General features: G+C 58.4%; 10 protein-coding genes. 5 read left to right on the top strand and 5 right to left on the bottom strand.

Annotated elements, in window-relative coordinates; translation table 11 throughout:
* The first annotated feature begins 315 nt into the window (after positions 1 to 315).
* The 3 genes from F579_RS0113105 to F579_RS0113095 all read left to right on the top strand — a co-directional run bounded on the left by F579_RS0113105 (position 316) and on the right by F579_RS0113095 (position 3,970).
* Complete coding sequence (locus tag F579_RS0113105) at positions 316 to 2,928, top strand: type II toxin-antitoxin system HipA family toxin (RefSeq protein WP_019025502.1); 2,613 nt, start codon at positions 316 to 318, stop codon at positions 2,926 to 2,928.
* A 73-nt stretch (positions 2,929 to 3,001) separates the two neighbouring features.
* Entirely contained in the window at positions 3,002 to 3,454 is a 453-nt protein-coding gene (locus tag F579_RS0113100; RefSeq protein ID WP_019025501.1) for a hypothetical protein, read from the top strand.
* A gap of 39 nt (positions 3,455 to 3,493) precedes the next feature.
* Complete coding sequence (locus F579_RS0113095) at positions 3,494 to 3,970, top strand: hypothetical protein (RefSeq protein ID WP_019025500.1); 477 nt, start codon at positions 3,494 to 3,496, stop codon at positions 3,968 to 3,970.
* 66 nt (positions 3,971 to 4,036) lie between these two features.
* On the opposite strand, the gene F579_RS15470 is transcribed toward F579_RS0113095, so the two are convergent.
* Together F579_RS15470 and F579_RS0113085 are read right to left on the bottom strand one after the other, a co-directional pair.
* Positions 4,037 to 4,609, bottom strand: coding sequence for a restriction endonuclease (locus tag F579_RS15470; protein ID WP_019025499.1), 573 nt, complete (start codon positions 4,607 to 4,609; stop codon positions 4,037 to 4,039).
* Between the two features lie 87 nt (positions 4,610 to 4,696).
* The gene (locus F579_RS0113085; RefSeq protein WP_019025498.1) at positions 4,697 to 6,430 is read right to left on the bottom strand and encodes a hypothetical protein; all 1,734 of its coding nucleotides are present in this window, start codon (positions 6,428 to 6,430) and stop codon (positions 4,697 to 4,699) included.
* Between the two features lie 194 nt (positions 6,431 to 6,624).
* Between F579_RS0113085 and F579_RS0113080 the strand changes: the two genes are divergently transcribed.
* Positions 6,625 to 7,482 carry a hypothetical protein gene (locus F579_RS0113080; protein ID WP_019025497.1) on the top strand — a complete coding sequence of 286 codons (858 nt, stop codon included), beginning with the start codon at positions 6,625 to 6,627 and terminating at the stop codon, positions 7,480 to 7,482.
* A gap of 9 nt (positions 7,483 to 7,491) precedes the next feature.
* Entirely contained in the window at positions 7,492 to 9,207 is a 1,716-nt protein-coding gene (locus tag F579_RS0113075) for a hypothetical protein (protein ID WP_019025496.1), read from the top strand.
* Positions 9,208 to 9,242: 35 nt separating this feature from the next.
* Here F579_RS0113075 and F579_RS0113070 read toward each other — a convergent pair whose 3' ends face one another.
* The 3 genes from F579_RS0113070 to F579_RS0113055 form a co-directional block, all read right to left on the bottom strand.
* Positions 9,243 to 10,847: a CHC2 zinc finger domain-containing protein gene (locus F579_RS0113070; protein ID WP_019025495.1), complete on the bottom strand. Its 1,605-nt coding sequence runs from the start codon at positions 10,845 to 10,847 to the stop codon at positions 9,243 to 9,245.
* Positions 10,848 to 10,862: 15 nt separating this feature from the next.
* A complete protein-coding gene (gene topA, locus F579_RS0113065; protein WP_019025494.1) occupies positions 10,863 to 12,941 on the bottom strand; it encodes a type I DNA topoisomerase in 2,079 nt (692 codons plus the stop codon).
* Positions 12,942 to 13,564: 623 nt separating this feature from the next.
* Positions 13,565 to 18,925, bottom strand: coding sequence for a strawberry notch-like NTP hydrolase domain-containing protein (locus F579_RS0113055; protein WP_019025492.1), 5,361 nt, complete (start codon positions 18,923 to 18,925; stop codon positions 13,565 to 13,567).
* Positions 18,926 to 18,963 lie beyond the last annotated feature (38 nt).

The raw sequence follows: 18,963 nt of genomic DNA, 5'->3' as shown, positions 1-18,963 counted from the left end.
TGGTCGCTCGGATTGGTCTAGGTCGTCGCCGATCCCCCTTGGCCCCCTGTGGCGAGCCAGCTCATGGTGCATTTCTGCGCTGATGGTGCGTTTTCTGGTTTGACTTTGCGCTCACCCCGACTTGGTGGCATCCAGTGACGCGGCCGACAGCAGCATCAAGGTGCGTTTATTGGTTGATGGTGCGTTTTCTGGTCAATCCAGAATGATTAGGGGTATCCACATGGTGCGTTTTCTGGCTAATGGTGCGTTTTTTGGCTTGCCCGGAGGGTGATGGGCTGCTAGTCTCAACTGCAAAGTTAATTTTTGAGTCATTCGATGCCAGAAGAACTAGATCCCAGCTTGGTTCCGGACGCCCAGGAAGGCGGGAGTTCGGCAGGCACGGAAAAGTGGGAGGATGACGCCCATACGCCGCTGATCGTGCTGTTCGTCGACGGTACGATCAGTCGGTCACCAGCCCGAAGGCTGGAGTCGAAGGGGAAGATCCTGAAGGTCTGCCCGGGCGTGTACATGTCCACACCCAGGGAGATCCTGGAGGACCTCTCCGCGCCCCCTGAGTATGCGGCTGGAGCGATCAATCGCACCCTCCATGATTGCGCGCTTCGGATCGCTTCCTACTACCGCCCCGAAGCAGTGGTGAGCCATTCCTCGGCTTACCTTCTGCGGCCGCGGGGTGGGATCGTGTTCATGTCAGACCCGAATCTAAAACGATTTCACGAGCGAGTCCTCGGCGAGGAGATCATCGAAGGTCTCAGTCGTCTGGGTGCTTCGGATGTGGCTTCACTTGTCGAACCAGTCAAGATCAAGACGTACAAGAAAGACGTCGATATGGACGCGGAGGTTGCTTACCGGTCGCCCCCCGACCGGCTGATTGAGCACCCGGAGGTGCTGGACTTCGCAATGGCCTCAAAGAATGGCGTCTCTACGAACGAAGCGCGCCAGTTTCTGATCCAGGAAATCCCGGTAACGACACTTGCCAAGACGCTTCACGATGTTGTCCTCGTGCGCGACACCGAGGAGGCGCGCCTGAGCGACGAGGAGATTGCAGGGCTTCTCAGGCGAAATCGGCTCCTGCTGGGGCCGGATGATCGAGCCATCGAGCCCAGGATCGAAGCTTGGGTAAATCAAATTGAGAGAGAGCTGTCCGATTCCCGATCCGATCGGGCTCTCGAGCGGATCAGGAGCAAGCTGTATTCGCTCGCCGACCAGGGGCTCCTTTATTCCAGCAAGCGAGACCTCGAGGTTGTTCCCTCTCGTCAGAATGGCCGTCCGGAACTGCGTAATCCCACTGAAATGATTGTCCGGTGGGCAAACATGCACGTTGGAAGACTCAGGGGAACTAAGAGTGGGGGATGGCGTTTCTCATACGAGAAGGGGTGGGTCCTGCCCATGTGGGCGAACACATCGCCGGTCCGTGGATTCCCGGCGTTTGTCGACAATCTTCTTCCTGAGCCGGGCCCCTCGCACAGTTCGAAGGCCCAATTCTTACAGAGAAATAATCGTCTTATGTCCAACCTGTCCATCGTGGACCGGGACGAGAGCGCGCTGATTGTCCTAGAGGATCGGCACATTGGTGAGCCCTTGATTGCACTTGCGAGCAAAGGAGAGTTCCAAGGAAAGGTCGAGGGAATACCGGACCCGTCTCGAAGTGATTTCGAGCTAGGGGCTCAGAAGATGGCTGCTCTTGAGTCAGCAGCAAAGATCTCCGGGGCGCAAACGAAGATACCGATGAGCATGACGTTGCGGGGAGTGCTAAAGCCGGCGATCGACTCGCCTTTTACCCATATCCTAAAGCTGCCGGGGCCGGGTGCGTACAACGCGCTTCCAGCATTGGAATGGTACGGAATGGAGCTCGCGAGAGCCGCTGGAATCGGCGTCGCAGCGTCGTGCATTGTCGATCTATCGAAAGCCGAGTGCGCGGATGATGGGGGACCTGGGCTGGAGGACGCAGAAGTAAATGGGTGGACGATCAGCGAAAAAGAGATGACGGGTCGAGAGATTTTCGAATCGGCCCTGGATTCCGGTGATCGCGGTGTCTTGAGCTCGGCGCCAGCCCTCAAAGAACCGATGCCAGCACTAATCGTTGAGCGGTTTGATATTCCGAACCCGGAAGATGGGCGCATGCTCTTGGCGGAAGATCTTTGCTCGGTTAGGGGTATCGCAGCGGAGCACAAGTATCGGGGAACCATGGAAGACTGCGCCGAAGCGGTGAAGTCAGCTTCGAGCAACTGGTATCGGGATGCACGGCAGCTTTTTCGGCAAACCATTGTGAACACACTGATCGGAAATGGGGACGCCCACGCAAAGAACTTCTCGATGCTATCCAGGGCCTCTCACGGACTAAATAAGTGGGAAGAGACGATTCTGTCTCCGGGTTACGACATAGTTGTGACAGCGGGAGTTCTCGGGAAATCAGGGGATCAGTTAGCTCTTCGGGTAAACGGAAAGACGGACCCCGATAGTCAGGATTTGATAAAATTCGGAATACAGGGTTGCGGCATGGATGAAGTTGAGGCTAGGATGCACGTCCAAGACGTGGCCTCACGGATTTTTACGTGCGCGGATTTGATTTCCGAGTCAGCTCCGAAGTGCATTCAGGAGCACGCGCCATCTCGAGAGGCCGTCGGCAGGGCGGCCATTATTGCGAAATCTAAGATCGAGAAGATTTTGGGGCCAAATTTTCAGCCCGACACAGAAAAAAGCGGCGCCGATAAAGAGGTACATCTCTTCGGCGCTTCGGAGAAGTTTGGGCGATTCCTGGGTAACAGGGACACCGAGAGTAGCGCCGATAAAGTGCGCCTCCAGAGTAATGCGGAGGAGGCGACTGATGCAGACCTGGTTATGGAGGGGGTGTTTGGTCCGGACGGACTGATGAACCCCTACAGGCTCGAGGAAAACCTCGCCAACGTAATCCATAAAAAAGGAGGCTGATCGGCGCAGCCAGTTATTTAGCTTGCATCAGTTAAGGGAGGGCAAAATGCCAGATTCAGGAGCAGCACGAATAATGTCGAGAGAAAACGAAGGTTTTTCAAGGCAAGAAGCGTTTCTCGTCATGATGGTCGAGAGTGAGTATGTGGTCGCGGACGCTGACGAGAAGGGTCAGGGCGTCTTCTATGCTCAAGACAAGCTTTCGGAATCGACTGGGATCTGTGTCGATGGCTCTGTTAACCCGAATGAAGTGATCTTCGTTCTTCCCCCAATGTTTGATGAGCTGCTTTCGTATCGCTGGACGAGCTTCGAGATTCAGGGGTCGAAACTGGTGCTGTGGGCGGAGTCGCGCATTGAAGGCCGCTTCTGGTCTTTGGTGATCACGCTCAAGGGGAACGAATTGACGAAAGTCAGTGAATGCTCGTCTCTGGTAGTGCACCCCCATGTGGAAGAGTGCTCGCAGATCGACCCGGCTTCCTACGACTCCGGGCGCGGGTGCAAGCGCATTGAGCGGTTTGTGGCTGGGTAGCTAGGCCATATTTCGAAACTGTGGCCATAGGAAGGTGAGATGAGGAATCTTCTAGGGGACGAACGGGAGGTTGTCCGCAGTGAACTCGCTGCTGCGGTGGGCAGGGCGGCGGAGCTCGACTGGGTTCAGACGCTATCTTCCGAGCAAGGGTCCGAGGCGGCGCTGAGGGTTAGAGCCGCCCTAGAGGGGCATGCATGGACGGACGAACCCAAGGCTGAGGCCAAGCAGGACGACGCTCAGGAAATCGAGTTCTCGCTTCCAGAGGATGTCGATCCCCAGGTCCGCTTCCGGCTTGTCGAGAGCTTAATGAAGAAGATGGCGACGGACGAGCAGCTCCATCACCTGGTAAAACTCGAAGTCGAGAAGCCTGATGGCCGTGTATTCGAGTTCAAGACGTCGATGGCGACGAATGAACTTGTTGAGCAGCTCAAGAAAGACGGGGTTCAGGCGAAGTTGACCGGAAGTCTGACAGCCGAGCAACATGCTTTCGAGGTTCGAAAACGAATGGCGATGTAGCTATTTAGAGAGGAAAGGCGAAAGCCTGAACGAGAAGGCCCTGGTCTCTAGCGAGCCGGGGCTTTTTTATTGAGCGCAAGAAGTAGAGAACTTGCCAACCAGTAGAAGGTTGTAAAGCTCTCCACCCGTGACGAGAACCGTGCCCGCGTGATCCTGGAAAAGGGCCCTGGTCCCGGGGCTGGTCCGTCCTGTGTGGATAAATAAACCGGGAGTTCTCATTCGGTCGCATAGCGCTTGAAAGTCTCGTACGTGTTGCGCGCTCACATAGGAGCTGTACCGCTTGGCCTGGATGAAGCACCAAACGCCATCGATACGAACGCGGCCGTCGATACCTCCGTCGCCGGTGTATCGTTTGTTTCTCTTGATGGGGAACCCGGCACGCTTGAATGCCTCGAGCAGCATCTCTTCAAAGGTGAAAGGGTCGATCTTTCGGAGGTAGGAAAGGACGCGTGCTCGATGAGAGTGCGACCCAACTTCCCCAGCTAGATGAGGGAGGCGCTCAAGGATCTTTCTCGATTGCTTGATGCGATATCGTTGAGAGGAACGGGCGCGAGGCAGGAAAGCCCACCCGAGGGCGATGGCAAAGAACGAAGTGAGGGCCGCAGCGAGAAGCCATGGGTGGCTAAAGATGTCAGCCATAAGCGGGGGTTCGCGTAGTGCAGCCTGGGGCTCACCAGGTCTGATTTGGATGGAGGGCGCCAGCCCGGATTGACTGGCGCCTCAGACTTATACGCCGAAGCTGTTGTTGGGGCGTTTCACGGGCTCTTGGAACAGATCATTGGTGCTCTCCTGCTCGTTTGCCGCAGCGGTTTTCGGTTCCGCAGCGCTCGGCAGGTCCACCCCTTCAACAATCGCGTCGAAATCCAGATCGGGTGCGTCGCTCATCTGGGCCATCAAGGAGATGGGGTCGATAAAGCCCGTGTGGATGAGCTTGTTCTTGTTCTCGCCTGCGCTTGACGAGAATTCATTCGCGGCGATATGCGCGTTGTCGTTCGTGCTCATGACCCGGACCATCTGGACCAGCATGTCCTGGTTCAGCACCGGCCCCGCAGGGGTGTTGTGGCCGATGATGTCGGGTGCGTCGGTGGTGCGGACCATGCGCTCCGCTAGCGACGTCGAGAAGTAGCCCAGGGGCCGCTTGTCGGGGGCCAGGTCATACATCGCATGCGAGATCGCTCGAGTGTGAGCGTCAAATGTGGATGTGTCGCCAGTTTCTTTGGAAGACTTCCAGGCCTCGGCGAGCTTGGGCGCCATATAACGGGACAGGCTGCCGAAGAAGGCGTACCCGAAGTCCTTCTCGTCAGCCGACTGTTCGTTGCCCCATTTTGACTGCAGAAGCTCGAGGGAATCCTTGCTCAGCTCGCCGTTCTCGGCCAGCTCTTTTGCGAGCGGTGCCGCATGGGTCATCCGCGCGGAATAGAAGGCACGCAGCTTCCGGCCGGATTCCACGCCAAGCGAGGCTGATCCGAGCTCTTCGAGCGTTTGAAGGTGGGGCTCAAAGGTAGGGATCGGCATCGAGCGCCCGGACTTCTGCGATTTGATTGCCTCCTCCATCTCGTACTCGTAGGAGAAGACAACTTCTCGGGCCATCTCCAGAAAGTCGCTATGGGTTCGCGAGTTCGGGTAGGGAAGGCCGGCCTTGGATGTATCGGGGCGGTGGAAGAGCTCCGGGTTCTGCTGCAGGAAGTCGCAGTAACCCGCGTCCGCGATCCGGTCGTTGTACTTCGCGATCGTCCGATCATGCCACTTCTTCAGGGTGTCCCTCACCATGAATGAGCGAACACGCGTAGCGAGCGCGGAGGACGTGGTAGCTGTGTGGGTTCCATCTAGCGCGCCAAGGTTTCCGGTCAGCCCGCCAAGGACATGGTTCAAGCCATCGTGGTAGCTGGTAAGGTCCATGCCCACAGAGCGCCCCATCTGGAGAACCGGGAGAGCCGTGTTCTGAATGGATGGGGTAGCGTTCGCGAAATCATCGAGCAGAAGCACGCCGAGGCGGCTCATCTTGAGGGCGCCGATGCTGTGCGATGGCATCGTCTTCGTGAAGTCTTCTTTGTCGGTCCCCGCCAAGGTGTGCTTCCGCGGGGGGCCCTTGAAGTTGGAGTTCGACACCTCGCCGGCCATCTCCATCAGGACGACAACCAGGTCGTTCTTCTGAACCTTGTAATGGGCATCAGGGTTCTCGACCAGGTTCATTCCGAGGTCGTCGGCCACCTCTTTGGCGGCTACCAGGAATGCAGTCGTTTTGCCCATGCCGGGGAAGCCGCGCGCATAGGTTGGGATTACCTTGCGTTCGAAGTACGGCGTGCCTTGCTTCGCCTTCCAGACATCTTCAATGTGGCGATCCCATTCCGGGTCGGCACCTGAGGTATGAGCACGGATCATTAGATCCTTCCAGAGGTACTCGATCAATCGTTCGGTGGAGATCTCGGGAAAGCCTGGGTTCTTGGTCTTGTCGGACATCCATTTGCTCCTTGGCGCCGTAATTAATCAATGATCCGTGGTGCGATGTCGCGCGCGGCCGCGTGATGAGGGGAGACTAGCGTAAACAGTGGCACTTATGCAAACATGCCGCTAGACTGAACGCCGCACGAGGGGTGTGGGCGCCGGCCTTTCCCCGCTTGAGGCCACGGCAAAGACGGAAGATGGAGACGAGAATGCTTTCGCTGGACGATCTATTGCACCAGATGCCGAAGCGCATTTCTTCCCAGGACGCGGAAAGCCTCGCGGGAGACATCAGGGAGGCTCCATCGGAGTGGGTGGCGCTCGATCAGTACGTATCGCTGAGGATCGATGAGGAAATCGACGTGCCGCCATCGGTTCCAATGCTCGCCCTCGTGATGCCATCGATCGACACATCCGGATCCTCGGAAGACGCCGCAGCGGTCACCCTGGAGGCCATCAGGGCGGGGAGAGGTGACCGGTCAAGCCTGTCGGTCGAGTTGACCGGGGCGGGAGGCGGAGGGGCGGTCTGGATTTCAGAGATCGCTCTGCATCAGCTCTCAGCAGGCCTTCATGAGGATGACACGCTCGAGGTGGTGGAGTCGTCGTTGGGGGCTGTGGTTGACGTTAATCGATCGGCAGGGGTCGAGCCTGGCGGAATTCATTGGGGCATGGGGCGGCATCCAATGCTGTCCGCATTGGATTCGTTGGCAAAGAAAGGCGCAATGGGGAATGCCGATAGGGCATGGAGATCCATCAAGAAGGCGGGTCTGGGCGCGGAGACAATGGGGCCTGATGTTCAGGCTGCATGCTTTGCAGCCTTTGTTCTTGGCCGGGCAGAGCTGGATTCCGTGCCTAAAGAGTTCAAGGGGTGGGTTGAGCGGCAGGAGGTCTCGCTGGAAGCTCCGGTTCATTCCATGAACGGATGGTCGATACGGGATATGGCGGAAAGTGGGTGCTCAGCCAGCATGGGGGCGTTCATCTCGTCCCAGAGGATGCGCGCCGCGGTGGCTGCCTCTGCGCCTAGTCAGGATCCAAACAACGCACCCCGGCGAGCCCGGGCACGGATGTAGGGGGCTCTCATGAGCGAGGTTAGACTCGAAGAAGATTCCAAGAAGTTCAGTGAGGAGCTGGCCCGAGCACCGCGACTCAACACCGACGACAAGATGCAGGACATCCTTGAGGAGTATGTCGAGTTCTTCTCAGGGAACAACGCGTCAGGCGTCCCGCGATTTGGTGCGCTGTCGATCCTCCTGCGTTCGACCCCGGTCTACTGCTACGACCACCCAATGCTAACCCAGGTATGCCGAACGGCGTTCACAACTGGGCATCATATCTTCTTCCATCGGGATTTCTTGGCGATGCTCATCAAGGAGGACGCCGAATCACGCCAGAGAGGGGAGAAGACCCAGTCGTTGATTCCGGTGCTAGCCCATGAAGGCATGCACATGATGCTGAAGCATCTACAGAGGATGCGGGGCATCCATCCGCGAGCGGCAAACATCGCAGCCGATGCGTACATCAACCCGAGAGTTGAAGAGATCCTGAGTGAGGCGGGAATGCGGTGTGGGCCCGTGTTCACAGGCGGGTCGATATTCCCTGGCGAGACGAAGCCGTCGCCTCCGGCCCTTGGAATGTCTGAGGAAGAAAAGGCGAACTACAAAGGCCTCTCTGAAGAGGCGATCGCGATCGTTCAAAAGAAAGAGCGCGAGGAGAAGCGCAAGCAGCAGCAAAACCAGCCAGGAGGCCAGGGAGATCCGGGGGGGAGCGGGGCACCAGGGATCCCTGACGACGGGGATGGTCCGCAGAACCCGCTAGGCGGTGACGATCCGAATGACCCCAGTGGGAATGACCACCTGGTCTCGGTTTCGGATCTGAAGAAGGCGCTGGATAAAGCAGGCCTGAAGGGCGTGGCGGACAAGCTGAAGATCAGCGATGCGGACACATCGAAAAAACAAGAGGCCCTGGACAAGGAGGCTGACGCCAAGGTGCAGGCGGCCCTGTCGGAGGCAAGAGAAATCCGCAAACAGTCCGAGAGCGCATCTAGGATGCCGGGCGGGCATGTGGAGGACGAAATCCAGGAAGTCATCGATATAGCGGCGAAAAGCAAGCTCTCCTGGTTGGACTCGGTGCGGCACCTCATTCAGGGGGAGGGCGCCCTCATCGACTACAACGATGACATCCCTCATGAGATCTACTACCTGGAAGAGGACGAGATCGGTTTCGAGCCGTTCTACGATGGCTCAGGTGTCCCGTATGTCAACGAGAATGTCGTGCTATTTCTGGTCGACAGCTCCGGATCTATGGATCGAGAGATTCTTAGCGAGGTCGTCACGGAGGCCTTCGGAATGGTTCGGCAGCAGGATGACGCGTCGCCCGAGCTGGTCGTCATGTCGGCTGACACCGTGATTCGAGGAAAGCCGACAATCCTGCGGGAGGACAACTGGGAGGAAGCACTCGCCTCGGGCGGCTTCGGCATCAGCGGCCGAGGTGGGACCAGTTTTGCAGAGCCCATTAATCAGGCGGTCGAATGGGCGACGAAGAATCTCGGAAAACGCGTGTCTGCGTTGATCTATGCGTCAGATATGGGAGCGCCAGCGCCCCGCCGCAGTGAGCTTCCTGAGGAGATGCCTCCCACGGTGTTTATCTATCCGAAGAGCTGCCAAGCACATGCGGAGGCCATCCGCGGGCAGCTGTCGGAATATGCCGAGGTCGTTGCGATTGAAGATGGGACGACGGTCGACCTGGATGCCGTGCGCGATCCCGGAGACCGACCGGCGGTGGGAATGAGGCCATAAGGGCTCGAGAAGGGCGAAGCACGCAGAACCCCCACCTAGGGGGTTCTTGTTTTATGGGGTGCCGGCTCCGCCTGGTCTTCGCTGGCGAGTGATGGGGCCCGCTTAGCGGCATTCACGTCATCAAGGATAAGCTTCGCTGCCGCAAGCTCAGCATGCGTGACGTCAGGCGCCTGTTCGTTGGTGAGGCGAAAGAGGAGATTGTGTCCCGGTTGGCCCTGCAGGTGAGGAGGCATGGGCCGAGAAATCCGACCTCGCTTCTCAACGGCCTCGGCGATCAGGTCTTTCATATCCTCGCTGATGGCCTCTGGGGTTGAGATGAATGCCTTGCTGCTGGATCCCACTGAAAGTGAAGCCTCGTGGATTTGTGCGGCCTCTTTCTCAATCGATTCCTGCGCCATGGATCGATAAATAGGGTGGCGGATCTCCTCAACCCAGGGCCTTGCTTGCTCCAGGAACCTCTCCTTCCCGCCCGAGCATTCTGGGCAAGCGTAAATCTGGAGGCCCGTCACGACCTGTTCAATGTATCCAGGTAGCGCCTCAGGGGGTGCTTTCGCGGCTTGCGGGATCGCAAAGTGGGGGACAACCGCGTATTTCACGCTCGGATCGCTGACCCGCGCGACAGCCGTCAGCAAGGGGTTCTTGGAGGGCGCCAGAAGGGATTCATTGTGCGTCAGGATCACTTGGTTCTCGGAAACCCTTTGGAGGCGCTGCAGCATTGGGTCGGCCTCGAATCCTTCGGGCTTCGGGACGTACACGATGTTCCGGATGCTCGCATTCAACGCTTGCCCGTAGATCGTGATGGAATCTGTAATCCAAAGTCGGTCGCCCCCTTGGTACTGGGGGCCGTCGCTCTTGGACGACTGTGACTGGATCCGTTGCGGCTCACCCACCCAGGTGGGGCGTCCGGTTCCATGCCAGTTCACCTGACGCGCTCCCCGGAATACTCGGGCGCCTTTCGCTGGGATCGAATAGATGCCCCGGAGCTTCCCGGCGCTATCGGCGGCAGGAAGAATGAGGGCATTGTTGATGGCATCGCGATAGCGCCCGTCAGCTGCCGAATATTCGGCAAGTCCCGCCTGGCGCAGCAGTTCCAGATCGTTTGGGGACTCGGCAATGAGATCGATCACGGACGTGGAGCCGGCCCCGTCTGCCCATCCAATCCCGATCTCATTGGAAAAGAATTCATCATTGCCTGAGGTGATCGATCGGCGCGTCTTTTCCGGCAGGTTCTTCCAGGTTCCCTGAAAGACGGAGAGGGCGTTCGAGATGAGCCCCGATTTCCGGTCAGCGTTCTTCTTGCTTTCAGCACTTTTCTTGGCGATCGAAGCGCTGGTGGCGTCCGGGGTTGGCTCTGGAATGGTGAGCCCGCCGACTGCCGCAACTTCCTCAACCGCGGTACGAAAGTCGACTTGCGAGAATTTCATGATGAAGCTGATGGAGTCGCCGTGCTCGGCGCACCCGAAGCAGTGGTAAAACCCTTTGGAGGGCACGACCGAGAAAGAGGGGCTCTTTTCAGTGTGGAAAGGGCAAAGCGCCTGAAATTCCTTTCCGCTTTTTTTGAGCTTCACATGCCGACCGATCACATCTTCGATCGGTACATCGGATCGAAGGCGGTCGACGAAGTCCTGTGGGATTTTCATGGTTCCAGTGTCTTCCTAGGCGCTCTCTAGGGCGGGCTCGCCCGTTTTCTTGTCGGCCTGCACGGTGGTCTTGCATTCGGGATATCGGTTGCACCCATAAAAGACCCCGTACTTCCCCTTTCGCTGCAGCAGGAGGCCGCCGTGGTCTTCGTTGCAGTTGGGGCAGGGCGGGGCTGCGGATGTGTCACTCGTGCTGCGCTCGCTGTTGCTCGCAGCTTCCAGGTCAGGCTTGGGTGGCTTGGCGCCTTTGAGGTCGGGCGCCTTGAAGTCGCATTTGGGGTCTTCGCGGAAACCTGAGCACGACCACCAAAATGAGCCGCTCTTTTTCTTGGAAGGGAGGCGACGCATTGCACGGCCGCATTTCGGGCAATCAGCATGGGCCTCTTCGTTGCCAGCCCCTTTGGGAGCCTCCGGATTGCTTGCCCTCAGGTTCTCGGTCTCTTTGGAGAGCATCTCGTACGCGAGCTTAACCAGTGGACCAAACTGGGCTTCACCTTTGGCTACCCGGTCCAGCTGGGCCTCGAGGTCCGCGGTGAAGGCCAGGTCAACGAACTGGAAGTGCGGGCGGAGCGCGTTAATGATCGAGTGGCCAATCGGCTCCGGGTGGATTTTGCCTTTCGAAACGGACCAGTAACCGCGACGCTGATTGAGGTCCAGGATTGAGGCATAGGTGGAGGGTCGTCCGATATTCCGACGCTCCAGTGCCCGCACTAGAGAAGCCTCTGTATAGAGGGGTGGGGCCTTTGTCGTTTTGGAAACGACCTGGCCCTGCTCGACAGAAATCACCGACCCATTGGCTAGGCGAGGAATCGGGTTGTCGGCATCGGGATCGTCATCCGGGTCAACTTCCTCCTCGGCTTCTTCATCTGGATTCCATGCGGCTAGCCAGCCCGGCGACTTCAGTACGCGTCCCTTTGCGCGGAATCGGTGAATTCGGCCGCCAGAGTCTGCTTGGGTCGACTCCAGAATCGCCACCTTGGCGTTGTATCTGGCCGGGAGCATCTGAGAGGCGCGGGCCCTGGCATGGATCAGGTCGTAGAGCCGCTGGAGATCGGGGTCATCGCAGTCGGGGATTTTCTCTAGCTCGTAGCGCGTAGGGTGGATCGATTCGTGCGCCTCCTGGGATCCGGAGGCTTCTTTCCAGCGATTCGGCTTCTCAGGCAGCTCGATACCTTTTGACGAAAGGTAGGCCCGAAGAGCCTGGACGCTCTCATCACTGAGGTTCTTGGAGTCGGTTCGATGGTACGAGATCAGACCTTTCTCGTAGAGCTTCTGCGCTAGGTCCATGGCCCGCTTCGGTGGGATCTTGAGCTTGGAACTGGCAGCCTGCTGGAGAGATGAGGTCGTGAACGCGGGACTGGGGTTGCGCGATTGAGTGCCCTCTTCATAGGTGGCCACTCGAACCTGGGGCGTGCCCGCCGCCTGTTCAGCAAGTCCGCGCTCTAGGCAGTAGGGCGGGTCACCCTCGCAGTGATCGGCAGCAACCCAGGTTGCTGACCACCCGCCAGGGAATCCGAGCCGAGCGAGGAAGTGATCAGTAGGGACGAACGCGTCGATCTCATTTTGTCGGTCTACTACTAGGCGCAGGGCTGGAGTCTGGACTCGCCCGGCTGAAGCCTTTGCGGCGAGCGCCCGGGCAAGGTCCGGGGAAACCATGTATCCGATCAGTCGATCAAGCACCCGCCGGCACTCTTGCGCCGCAACCAGGTGCGTATCGATTCGGCCAGGGTTGCTGACTGCCGACTTCACGGCCTCCGGTGTAATGGAGTTGAAAGAGATCCGGCTTACTCGTGGGTCTTTCGAGACGCCGAGAACCGCCGCCAAATGCCACGAAATGGCTTCGCCTTCTCGATCGGGGTCAGTCGCGAGGAAAATCTTGTCGGCTTTCTTGGCGAGGGAGCGGAGCTTAGAGACCGCCTTTTTGGAGCGGTCGGGAATTTCGTATTTGGGGCGAAAATCGGGGGGCGCCACCCCAATCTCTTTCTCGGGGAGATCCCGGATGTGACCGTAGCTAGCAGCGACGACCCAGCCGGGGCCGAGGTACCCCTCAATGGTTTTGCATTTGCTGGGACTCTCAACGATAAGCAGGTTCATAGATAGCCTTTGAGGGCGCACGGGGTGCTCTCGTGCGCTCCCGTTAATTCACACATCCAGGGCCAACAAGAAGGGCGCGATCTACATTCCCGGGGAGCGAGGCCGGGGAGTGGAGGGCGCGCGATCCGGGGAGCTCGCGACCGCAGATCGCAGGGAGTGATTGTGGCCTTCTGCGGCCTCAACCAATGCCTGCTGCGCCTCGGGCCCGTGAGCGATCGCAAAGATCTTCTCGTCTACAGGCGTGTCCAGCCCCTTTCGAAAGGCGATTGCGTAGGCGCCAGACCGGAACTTCCCGGACACGACCTCTACCTCGGTGTCTCGCGCTCGCTCGCTAAGGACGCCGGAAATCTGATCGGCGTTCTCAGGGCCAAAGGTGGCATCCCTTGCGAGGGGTCTCAGCTCAGCTAGCTTTTCCCGGTCCAGGCGGAAAATGGTGTAAGGGTCATCCACTAGAACCATTACCGCGCTGCGGCCATCAGGGACGTAGCAAGCGAGATCTCGTGGCTGATCCTCTCCCGGAGGGATGTCTCGAAGCGCTACGACATCCCCTGTCTTAAAGGGACGTGGAGGGTTCTTCGCGTGGTCGCTATTGTTCATTTCTCCCCTCTGAGGTTTCGTGTGGGCTAGGCCGTTGCCTTGTGCATTAGTGTACCCTTTGTTTCATCCGGTTCCAACGAATCAGAGGGTTTCTTCGACCCCATTTGTTCGCGCGCATCGTACTCCTGGGACCATTCCCATGCCCTCTCTCGGGCGGGCGTGCGTAGCTGAATGCCGGCACTCTTTAGAAACTGCAGAACATTGCCCATGTCCTTGGCATCAAAGCCCACGATGGTGCGCGTTGTGTTTCCAGCGGAGGGGAGGTGGTCGGCGAGTCTTGCGAGCCTTGGATTTTTTGTTGGAAATTGGAGGGTGTACTCGCCAGGGACCGCGTATTTGGTGGGCGCGCTCTGGTTGCACTGCAATTTCACGCTGCTTGATGGTTTGTATTCCATCTGGTTTTCGAGTGACGACTTCGGGAAGATTCCAAAGAAGTCGATCGCTTTTGCAGCGTCGGTAACAGGTATGTCTGTCGACCGAATCATTTCTGGGTGGAATTTCTCATTCAGGGAAATGGCCCGATGCCGCACGCCTGTATGGTCCGTATAGGCGAAGGGGACTCCGACATTCTTCTGGGATGCCCAGTTCGCGGCAGAGAACAGGTTTCCTGAAAGCATGTATCGGCGCTGGCTAAAGGTCCCGGATTTGGCTGAGTCAAATGTAGACCGGAGCGGGTGATTGTCGCTCCAGATGGATGCCGAAATGGTGTCTAGGGCCCCAGACTGAATGAGCTGGGTCAAGGGGACTGCCGTAACGGAGCTGGCGTCTGGCCGGGCGAGGTGGACCTCATATTGGCTCGCGTTATGCTCATACCCAGGCGTAGGGGGCTGGATGGCCACGACTACGGATTCTCGGTCTCCCCTAAAGAGGTCGTGACTGGTGATGGTCGATCCGATACGGATTTTGGATAGCGCATCCACTAGGTCATCGAGCCTTTGATTGAGTTCAAAAACCTGGCTTTTTGAATCCTGAAGGGCCGACTCAATGGAATCATGTCCTCCATGTCTGCTGAACCGACGCCCCATCAACTCCCATTTCAGGGTTTTTTCGAGGAGGTCTTCGCGGTTGTTTTCGACGATCGCTCGGTAAGGTGCCATCGGGGATGCGCTGATAGCAGCATCCGATGCCGCTCCACGCTTGATAGCGTCGCGGACCCTAGGAAGATGCAGGATGTCATCCGATCCCTTACGCACAAGGTCGTCCACTTGATCTGAAGTAAGCGGGTTGACGGTGATATCAAATTCGATTTCAACCAGCTCTACTGGTCGATCGAACTCGGACTCATAGTGGGTCCGTTCTGCACCCAATACCACCTCGCGACTGAGCTCGCGTGCTTTTAGGTCGGCTTCCTCTACCCGGAATGGGTTGATGCCTCGAGACTCCAGTGATCGAACATGGGACTGGAATTCGTATTCCAGCTGATTATAGGTCTCAATCTGCTCTTCATATGGAAGCATCATGAGCCGGGAAGTGACTTTGTTCGAGAGCGAATTGCCGGTGTTGGCACCGACGCCCTTTAGTCCGTTGGTGATCTCGTCCTCTCGAATGAACAGCCGGTCGATCATGTCGGGATTGTTGAGCAGCCAGTTTGCGCACACCCGGTCACCAACGGGGTTAAGGATGTCAATGGTCTCGCGCAGAATTGGCGAGGCGCGGTTGCTCGTTGTGTTTGCGGAGAGGCTCCGGATCTTGTTGTTCTCAATGGCAGTTCGCCGTATGTCGTAAGGCATGCCAGTGGTGAATGTCTTGAGAAGAGGGGTGTTGACCTGGTCGTTACGATAGGCTCGACCGAACATCTGGAAGATCTTTTCCGGCCGTGTCTCGGCCTCCGTCTTGATGACAGACCTCTGCCTCTGGTCGGAGAACTTCCTTGAAGCGTGCAGGCTGATGCCAGTCATTCCGCTTCGTGTTGCGATGAGGGCGTCATACTCGCCGAAGTTGAATCCGCGGATGATGTCGTTCTGCGCGACGTTTGGTCGATCCACGATGCGGGGCCGCTCGTCCTCGCCCGAGAATTGGATCTCATGCTTGCGCCCGCTTAGCTCGGCCACTGAAAAGCCTGCTTTCGCGATTCGGTGGCGAATGATGTCGAGTGGGGCCAGGCGCAGCTCCTCCTCTGGGACCTGCTTGGCAAGGTCGTCAATGGCGTCGATGACGCTCTGGATTTGATTCGTGACCTTCCCTGCGCTCAGCCCGTATTCCTGGGCGAGCTCCTCGATCGACATGGTTCTGCGGACCTTGTTGTTTTCATCGCGTTCGTCGACCCGGAGAACGCCCTGAAGCACGCGGGCGAAAGAATCCCTGATGGTGGGGATTGCAGGGATGCCTTCATCAGTTATGTCGTAGCCGGCAGCCTCAAGAGGGGTCTCGGCTTCGGGCCCAAGGGATTCATGGCGATCCTTGACGGCCTTCAGTAGAGCCTCCGAGGTGGAGTTGAAGAAGATGATTGGCTTTCGATTGGCCTTGAGATCCTCGATCGCGTGATCAGCAACGCTATCTGCCGACATGAGAAGGTGGATGTGCCTGCCCATAATCTCGAGCTGCGACCCAACGCCGAGTGAGGACGAGAAGCCTATTTCGCGACCAGCCTTGGGGCCAGGCGATCCTTTGCTGCTCTGGCGAAGCCGCTGACTGGCTGCAGATGTGGTCCGGTGTATTTCGCTTGTGAGCATCCCGAACTCACTGATGACGTTAGCAAACGCATTGGTCAGCCGAACGTTTCGGTCATGGCGAGATGGGTCGGTGATCGGCTCCACGTCGAGGGCCCCAATGTCATGCTCCCTGCGGATGTATGCGCCGTCCGAGGTGAGCATTTGGGAGACCACCTCGGCGAGTGGTGCGCCGCCTTTTTTGAGGGTCCCAATGAGCTGCTCGTCGTTGATGTCCCCAGGGAACAGGTCGGCGTACAGAGGGAAGTTCTTGGCGTCCGATGCGCTGGTTGAGCTTGCAAAAACGACCGGGCCTGCGCCCTCAATAATGGTCTTCATGCGCTCGAAAGTGTTGCTTTGTCCGGCAGCGTTGTGGGCCTCGTCGGCAAAGATGCTCGCGCCCCTGGTAATCCAGGTCATAAGGGCGCCTTTGTTCTCAGCGCGATTCATGGATTGGATGTCGTCAAGCGAGTAGACGCCGGCCGGATCCACCCAAGCCCCGTCTTCTTTCTTTCTGTGGCTAGACAGGAGCCTCTTCTCCCCGGGGGCTAGGCGGCTGATCTGCGAGTAGGTGCAGAGAACTAGGTCCACGCCCTCGAGAGTTTCGTCGATTTCGCGAAGATTCGACTTCAGCAGACGCCGGGTCTGCTTCGGGTCGGATTGGTACACGATGTTGCCTGGGTCGGCCGGATCACGGATCACGGCGTCGTCGTTGAGCGACCATATGCGTATCCCATCGGCTGCCCCGATGTCGCTCAGGTCTCGGTAGATGTCCTGGAAGAGGGCGGAGGATTCAGAGAAGAATACGGCGCGGTTGCCATCGCGGATCGTTTTGGCAATGCCCGCTGCAAGCTCTCGACCTTTGCCGACCCCGGTTTGGTCGCCAATGAGGAATGGCTTGCCTTGATCCATTCGGCGAAACATTAGCCCAAGGGCGTCGATCTGCTCGGCGGAGTAACGGCCGTCCGAGAGGGCATCCTTTTCGAGCCCTAGAGAAGTGCCGACGTACTGATCGATTGGGCCTTTCTCGTGTAAGAGGCGAGTAAAGGCCTGCCGCAGGGGGCGCGCCATGAACTTTGGAACCATGGTGCTGCTTTCGCTTATGCGAGTCAGCGGGATGTAGCGTGCCTGGTAGGCGTTCAGGTGGGCCGCTTCAGCAGCCTGAGACTTGTTCCGCAGGTCCCGCAGAATTTCCGAGACCCGCTCACCTTCGTATTCCACCTGGGCGGCACCGAGAGATTTTCGGGCTTCGAGAGTGGAGGTCACCCAGCCAGCCAGATCGTCCAGGGACTCCAGCTTCTGGATCTCCACACGCGATGCTTCTGGGTCGGGCGCTGCTCTTCGGCCGCCGATGAGAACCGCAAACACCTGGCGGGCCGGATCCACCGATGGCTTCCCGGTGGCTGAAGGGGAAAGATCAATCGCAGACTCGACGTGATAATAGGTGGAAGCCCATCGAGCAAACTGGTCCAGGGCGGCCTCTGAGAATCCATTCGGCGGCGCCTGGAAGGACAGGAACGCGCGCCCGGAGTCGCCTATGGTGCGCAGCGCATGCGTGGCCTGCCACAGGGCCGTATCGAGGAACTGGGAACCATCCACCGGCGGGAGTTCCGTGATGGCGTTGTCAAGCTGCTGAATGTGTCCGATGAGCACGTCAGTGCTGTTGGGTGTATAGCGATGCCGGAGGTCGAGGTTCGTTCGAATGGTCGCGCTCGACCGGAACAGCTTCGGGATATCGTACGACTCAAGGGCCGTGCGGGACTTATCCGCAATGAACGTCACTTCCGAGCTGGGGTGTAGGGCGGCCGACGCATTGGCGCCCACTGAGTGCGTAACCGTAACCAAGCGGTCGGCGGTTGGAATCAAGTCGCCCGCGCAGGCCGCCAGGGGTAGAGGCATGTCGGTGTGAGTCTCGCTGGAGAGCGGGGCAATCCGGTCTTCGATCGACACCATGTCGTCAAGCAGGGTGCCAATCGCGGACTGGCCATCTAGGCGCATGCGATTCGCGAATTCAGCGTTAGCCACAACCAAAGCCTCATGGGCCTTCGCCACGGCTCCTTTCCCCATAGACGTCCTGGCATTGACCCCTGTCAGAACGGTGTCCGCGAACTCGCGGATCTGCTCTTTGCCTAGGTCCGACCCTGATTGGTATGCGTTCTGGAGGGCTCCTCGAGCGCAGGACAGCAGCGCAAAGTCATCGATGCGTCTCGCGGATCCGGCATGAAGGAAGCGGGCATCTACGATGCCGCGGCCGTTCGGATCGATCTCGGGGCCTGGCACGCGCGACCCATCCGCGGCGACCACAAACCGGGCGTCGGCGCCTGCGTAGACGCGCTCCCCGTCCGAGTTAATGCCGATGAAGGACTCCTCGTTTAGCGGCGCAAACTGCTGGGCCGGCGTTTTAGGCGCCTCGTTCGAAGCGGGCTCGAGGGCATTGGGCTCAGAAGGAGGGGAGGAGGGCATGGTAGTGACTTGGTCCCACGACATTTCTTTTAGGGCGGCACGCGGGAATGCAGGCGAGAAATCGGCCACTCTGGGCGGCTTCAGCCCGCCTTCGGGGTTTGTCCAGCGCCGAGAAAACCAAATACCAGAGGGGAGCTGCTGGAACCCGATCGATCGAATCGCTTCGGGCTGAGTATCAGACTCGGGTCCAGACCAAAGGACCAGCACCACCAGGCCTGATGGGAGCCGCTGAGGTATCACGGCCGCCTGGTGTTCGCTGAGATCAATCCATTTCATCTTGATGCCCCTCTAAAACAGTCAGAAGAATTGCATGA

It is taken from the genome of Thioalkalivibrio sp. ALJ21 (genome assembly GCF_000378605.1).
Lineage (GTDB): Bacteria > Pseudomonadota > Gammaproteobacteria > Ectothiorhodospirales > Ectothiorhodospiraceae > Thioalkalivibrio.
The sequence above is the reverse complement of the archived record's forward strand: the minus strand, read 5'-3'. Positions and strand labels throughout refer to the sequence as shown.

Bases quoted from the DNA above. Each gene is read 5' to 3' on its own strand.
- F579_RS0113075 (WP_019025496.1), top strand. From the start codon at position 7,492: ATGAGCGAGGTTAGACTCGAAGAAGATTCCAAGAAGTTCAGTGAGGAG.
- F579_RS0113095 (WP_019025500.1), top strand. From the start codon at position 3,494: ATGAGGAATCTTCTAGGGGACGAACGGGAGGTTGTCCGCAGTGAACTC.
- F579_RS0113085 (WP_019025498.1), bottom strand. From the start codon at position 6,430: ATGTCCGACAAGACCAAGAACCCAGGCTTTCCCGAGATCTCCACCGAA.
- F579_RS0113100 (WP_019025501.1), top strand. From the start codon at position 3,002: ATGTCGAGAGAAAACGAAGGTTTTTCAAGGCAAGAAGCGTTTCTCGTC.
- F579_RS15470 (WP_019025499.1), bottom strand. From the start codon at position 4,609: ATGGCTGACATCTTTAGCCACCCATGGCTTCTCGCTGCGGCCCTCACT.
- F579_RS0113055 (WP_019025492.1), bottom strand. From the start codon at position 18,925: ATGAAATGGATTGATCTCAGCGAACACCAGGCGGCCGTGATACCTCAG.
- F579_RS0113070 (WP_019025495.1), bottom strand. From the start codon at position 10,847: ATGAAAATCCCACAGGACTTCGTCGACCGCCTTCGATCCGATGTACCG.
- F579_RS0113080 (WP_019025497.1), top strand. From the start codon at position 6,625: ATGCTTTCGCTGGACGATCTATTGCACCAGATGCCGAAGCGCATTTCT.
- F579_RS0113105 (WP_019025502.1), top strand. From the start codon at position 316: ATGCCAGAAGAACTAGATCCCAGCTTGGTTCCGGACGCCCAGGAAGGC.
- topA (WP_019025494.1), bottom strand. From the start codon at position 12,941: ATGAACCTGCTTATCGTTGAGAGTCCCAGCAAATGCAAAACCATTGAG.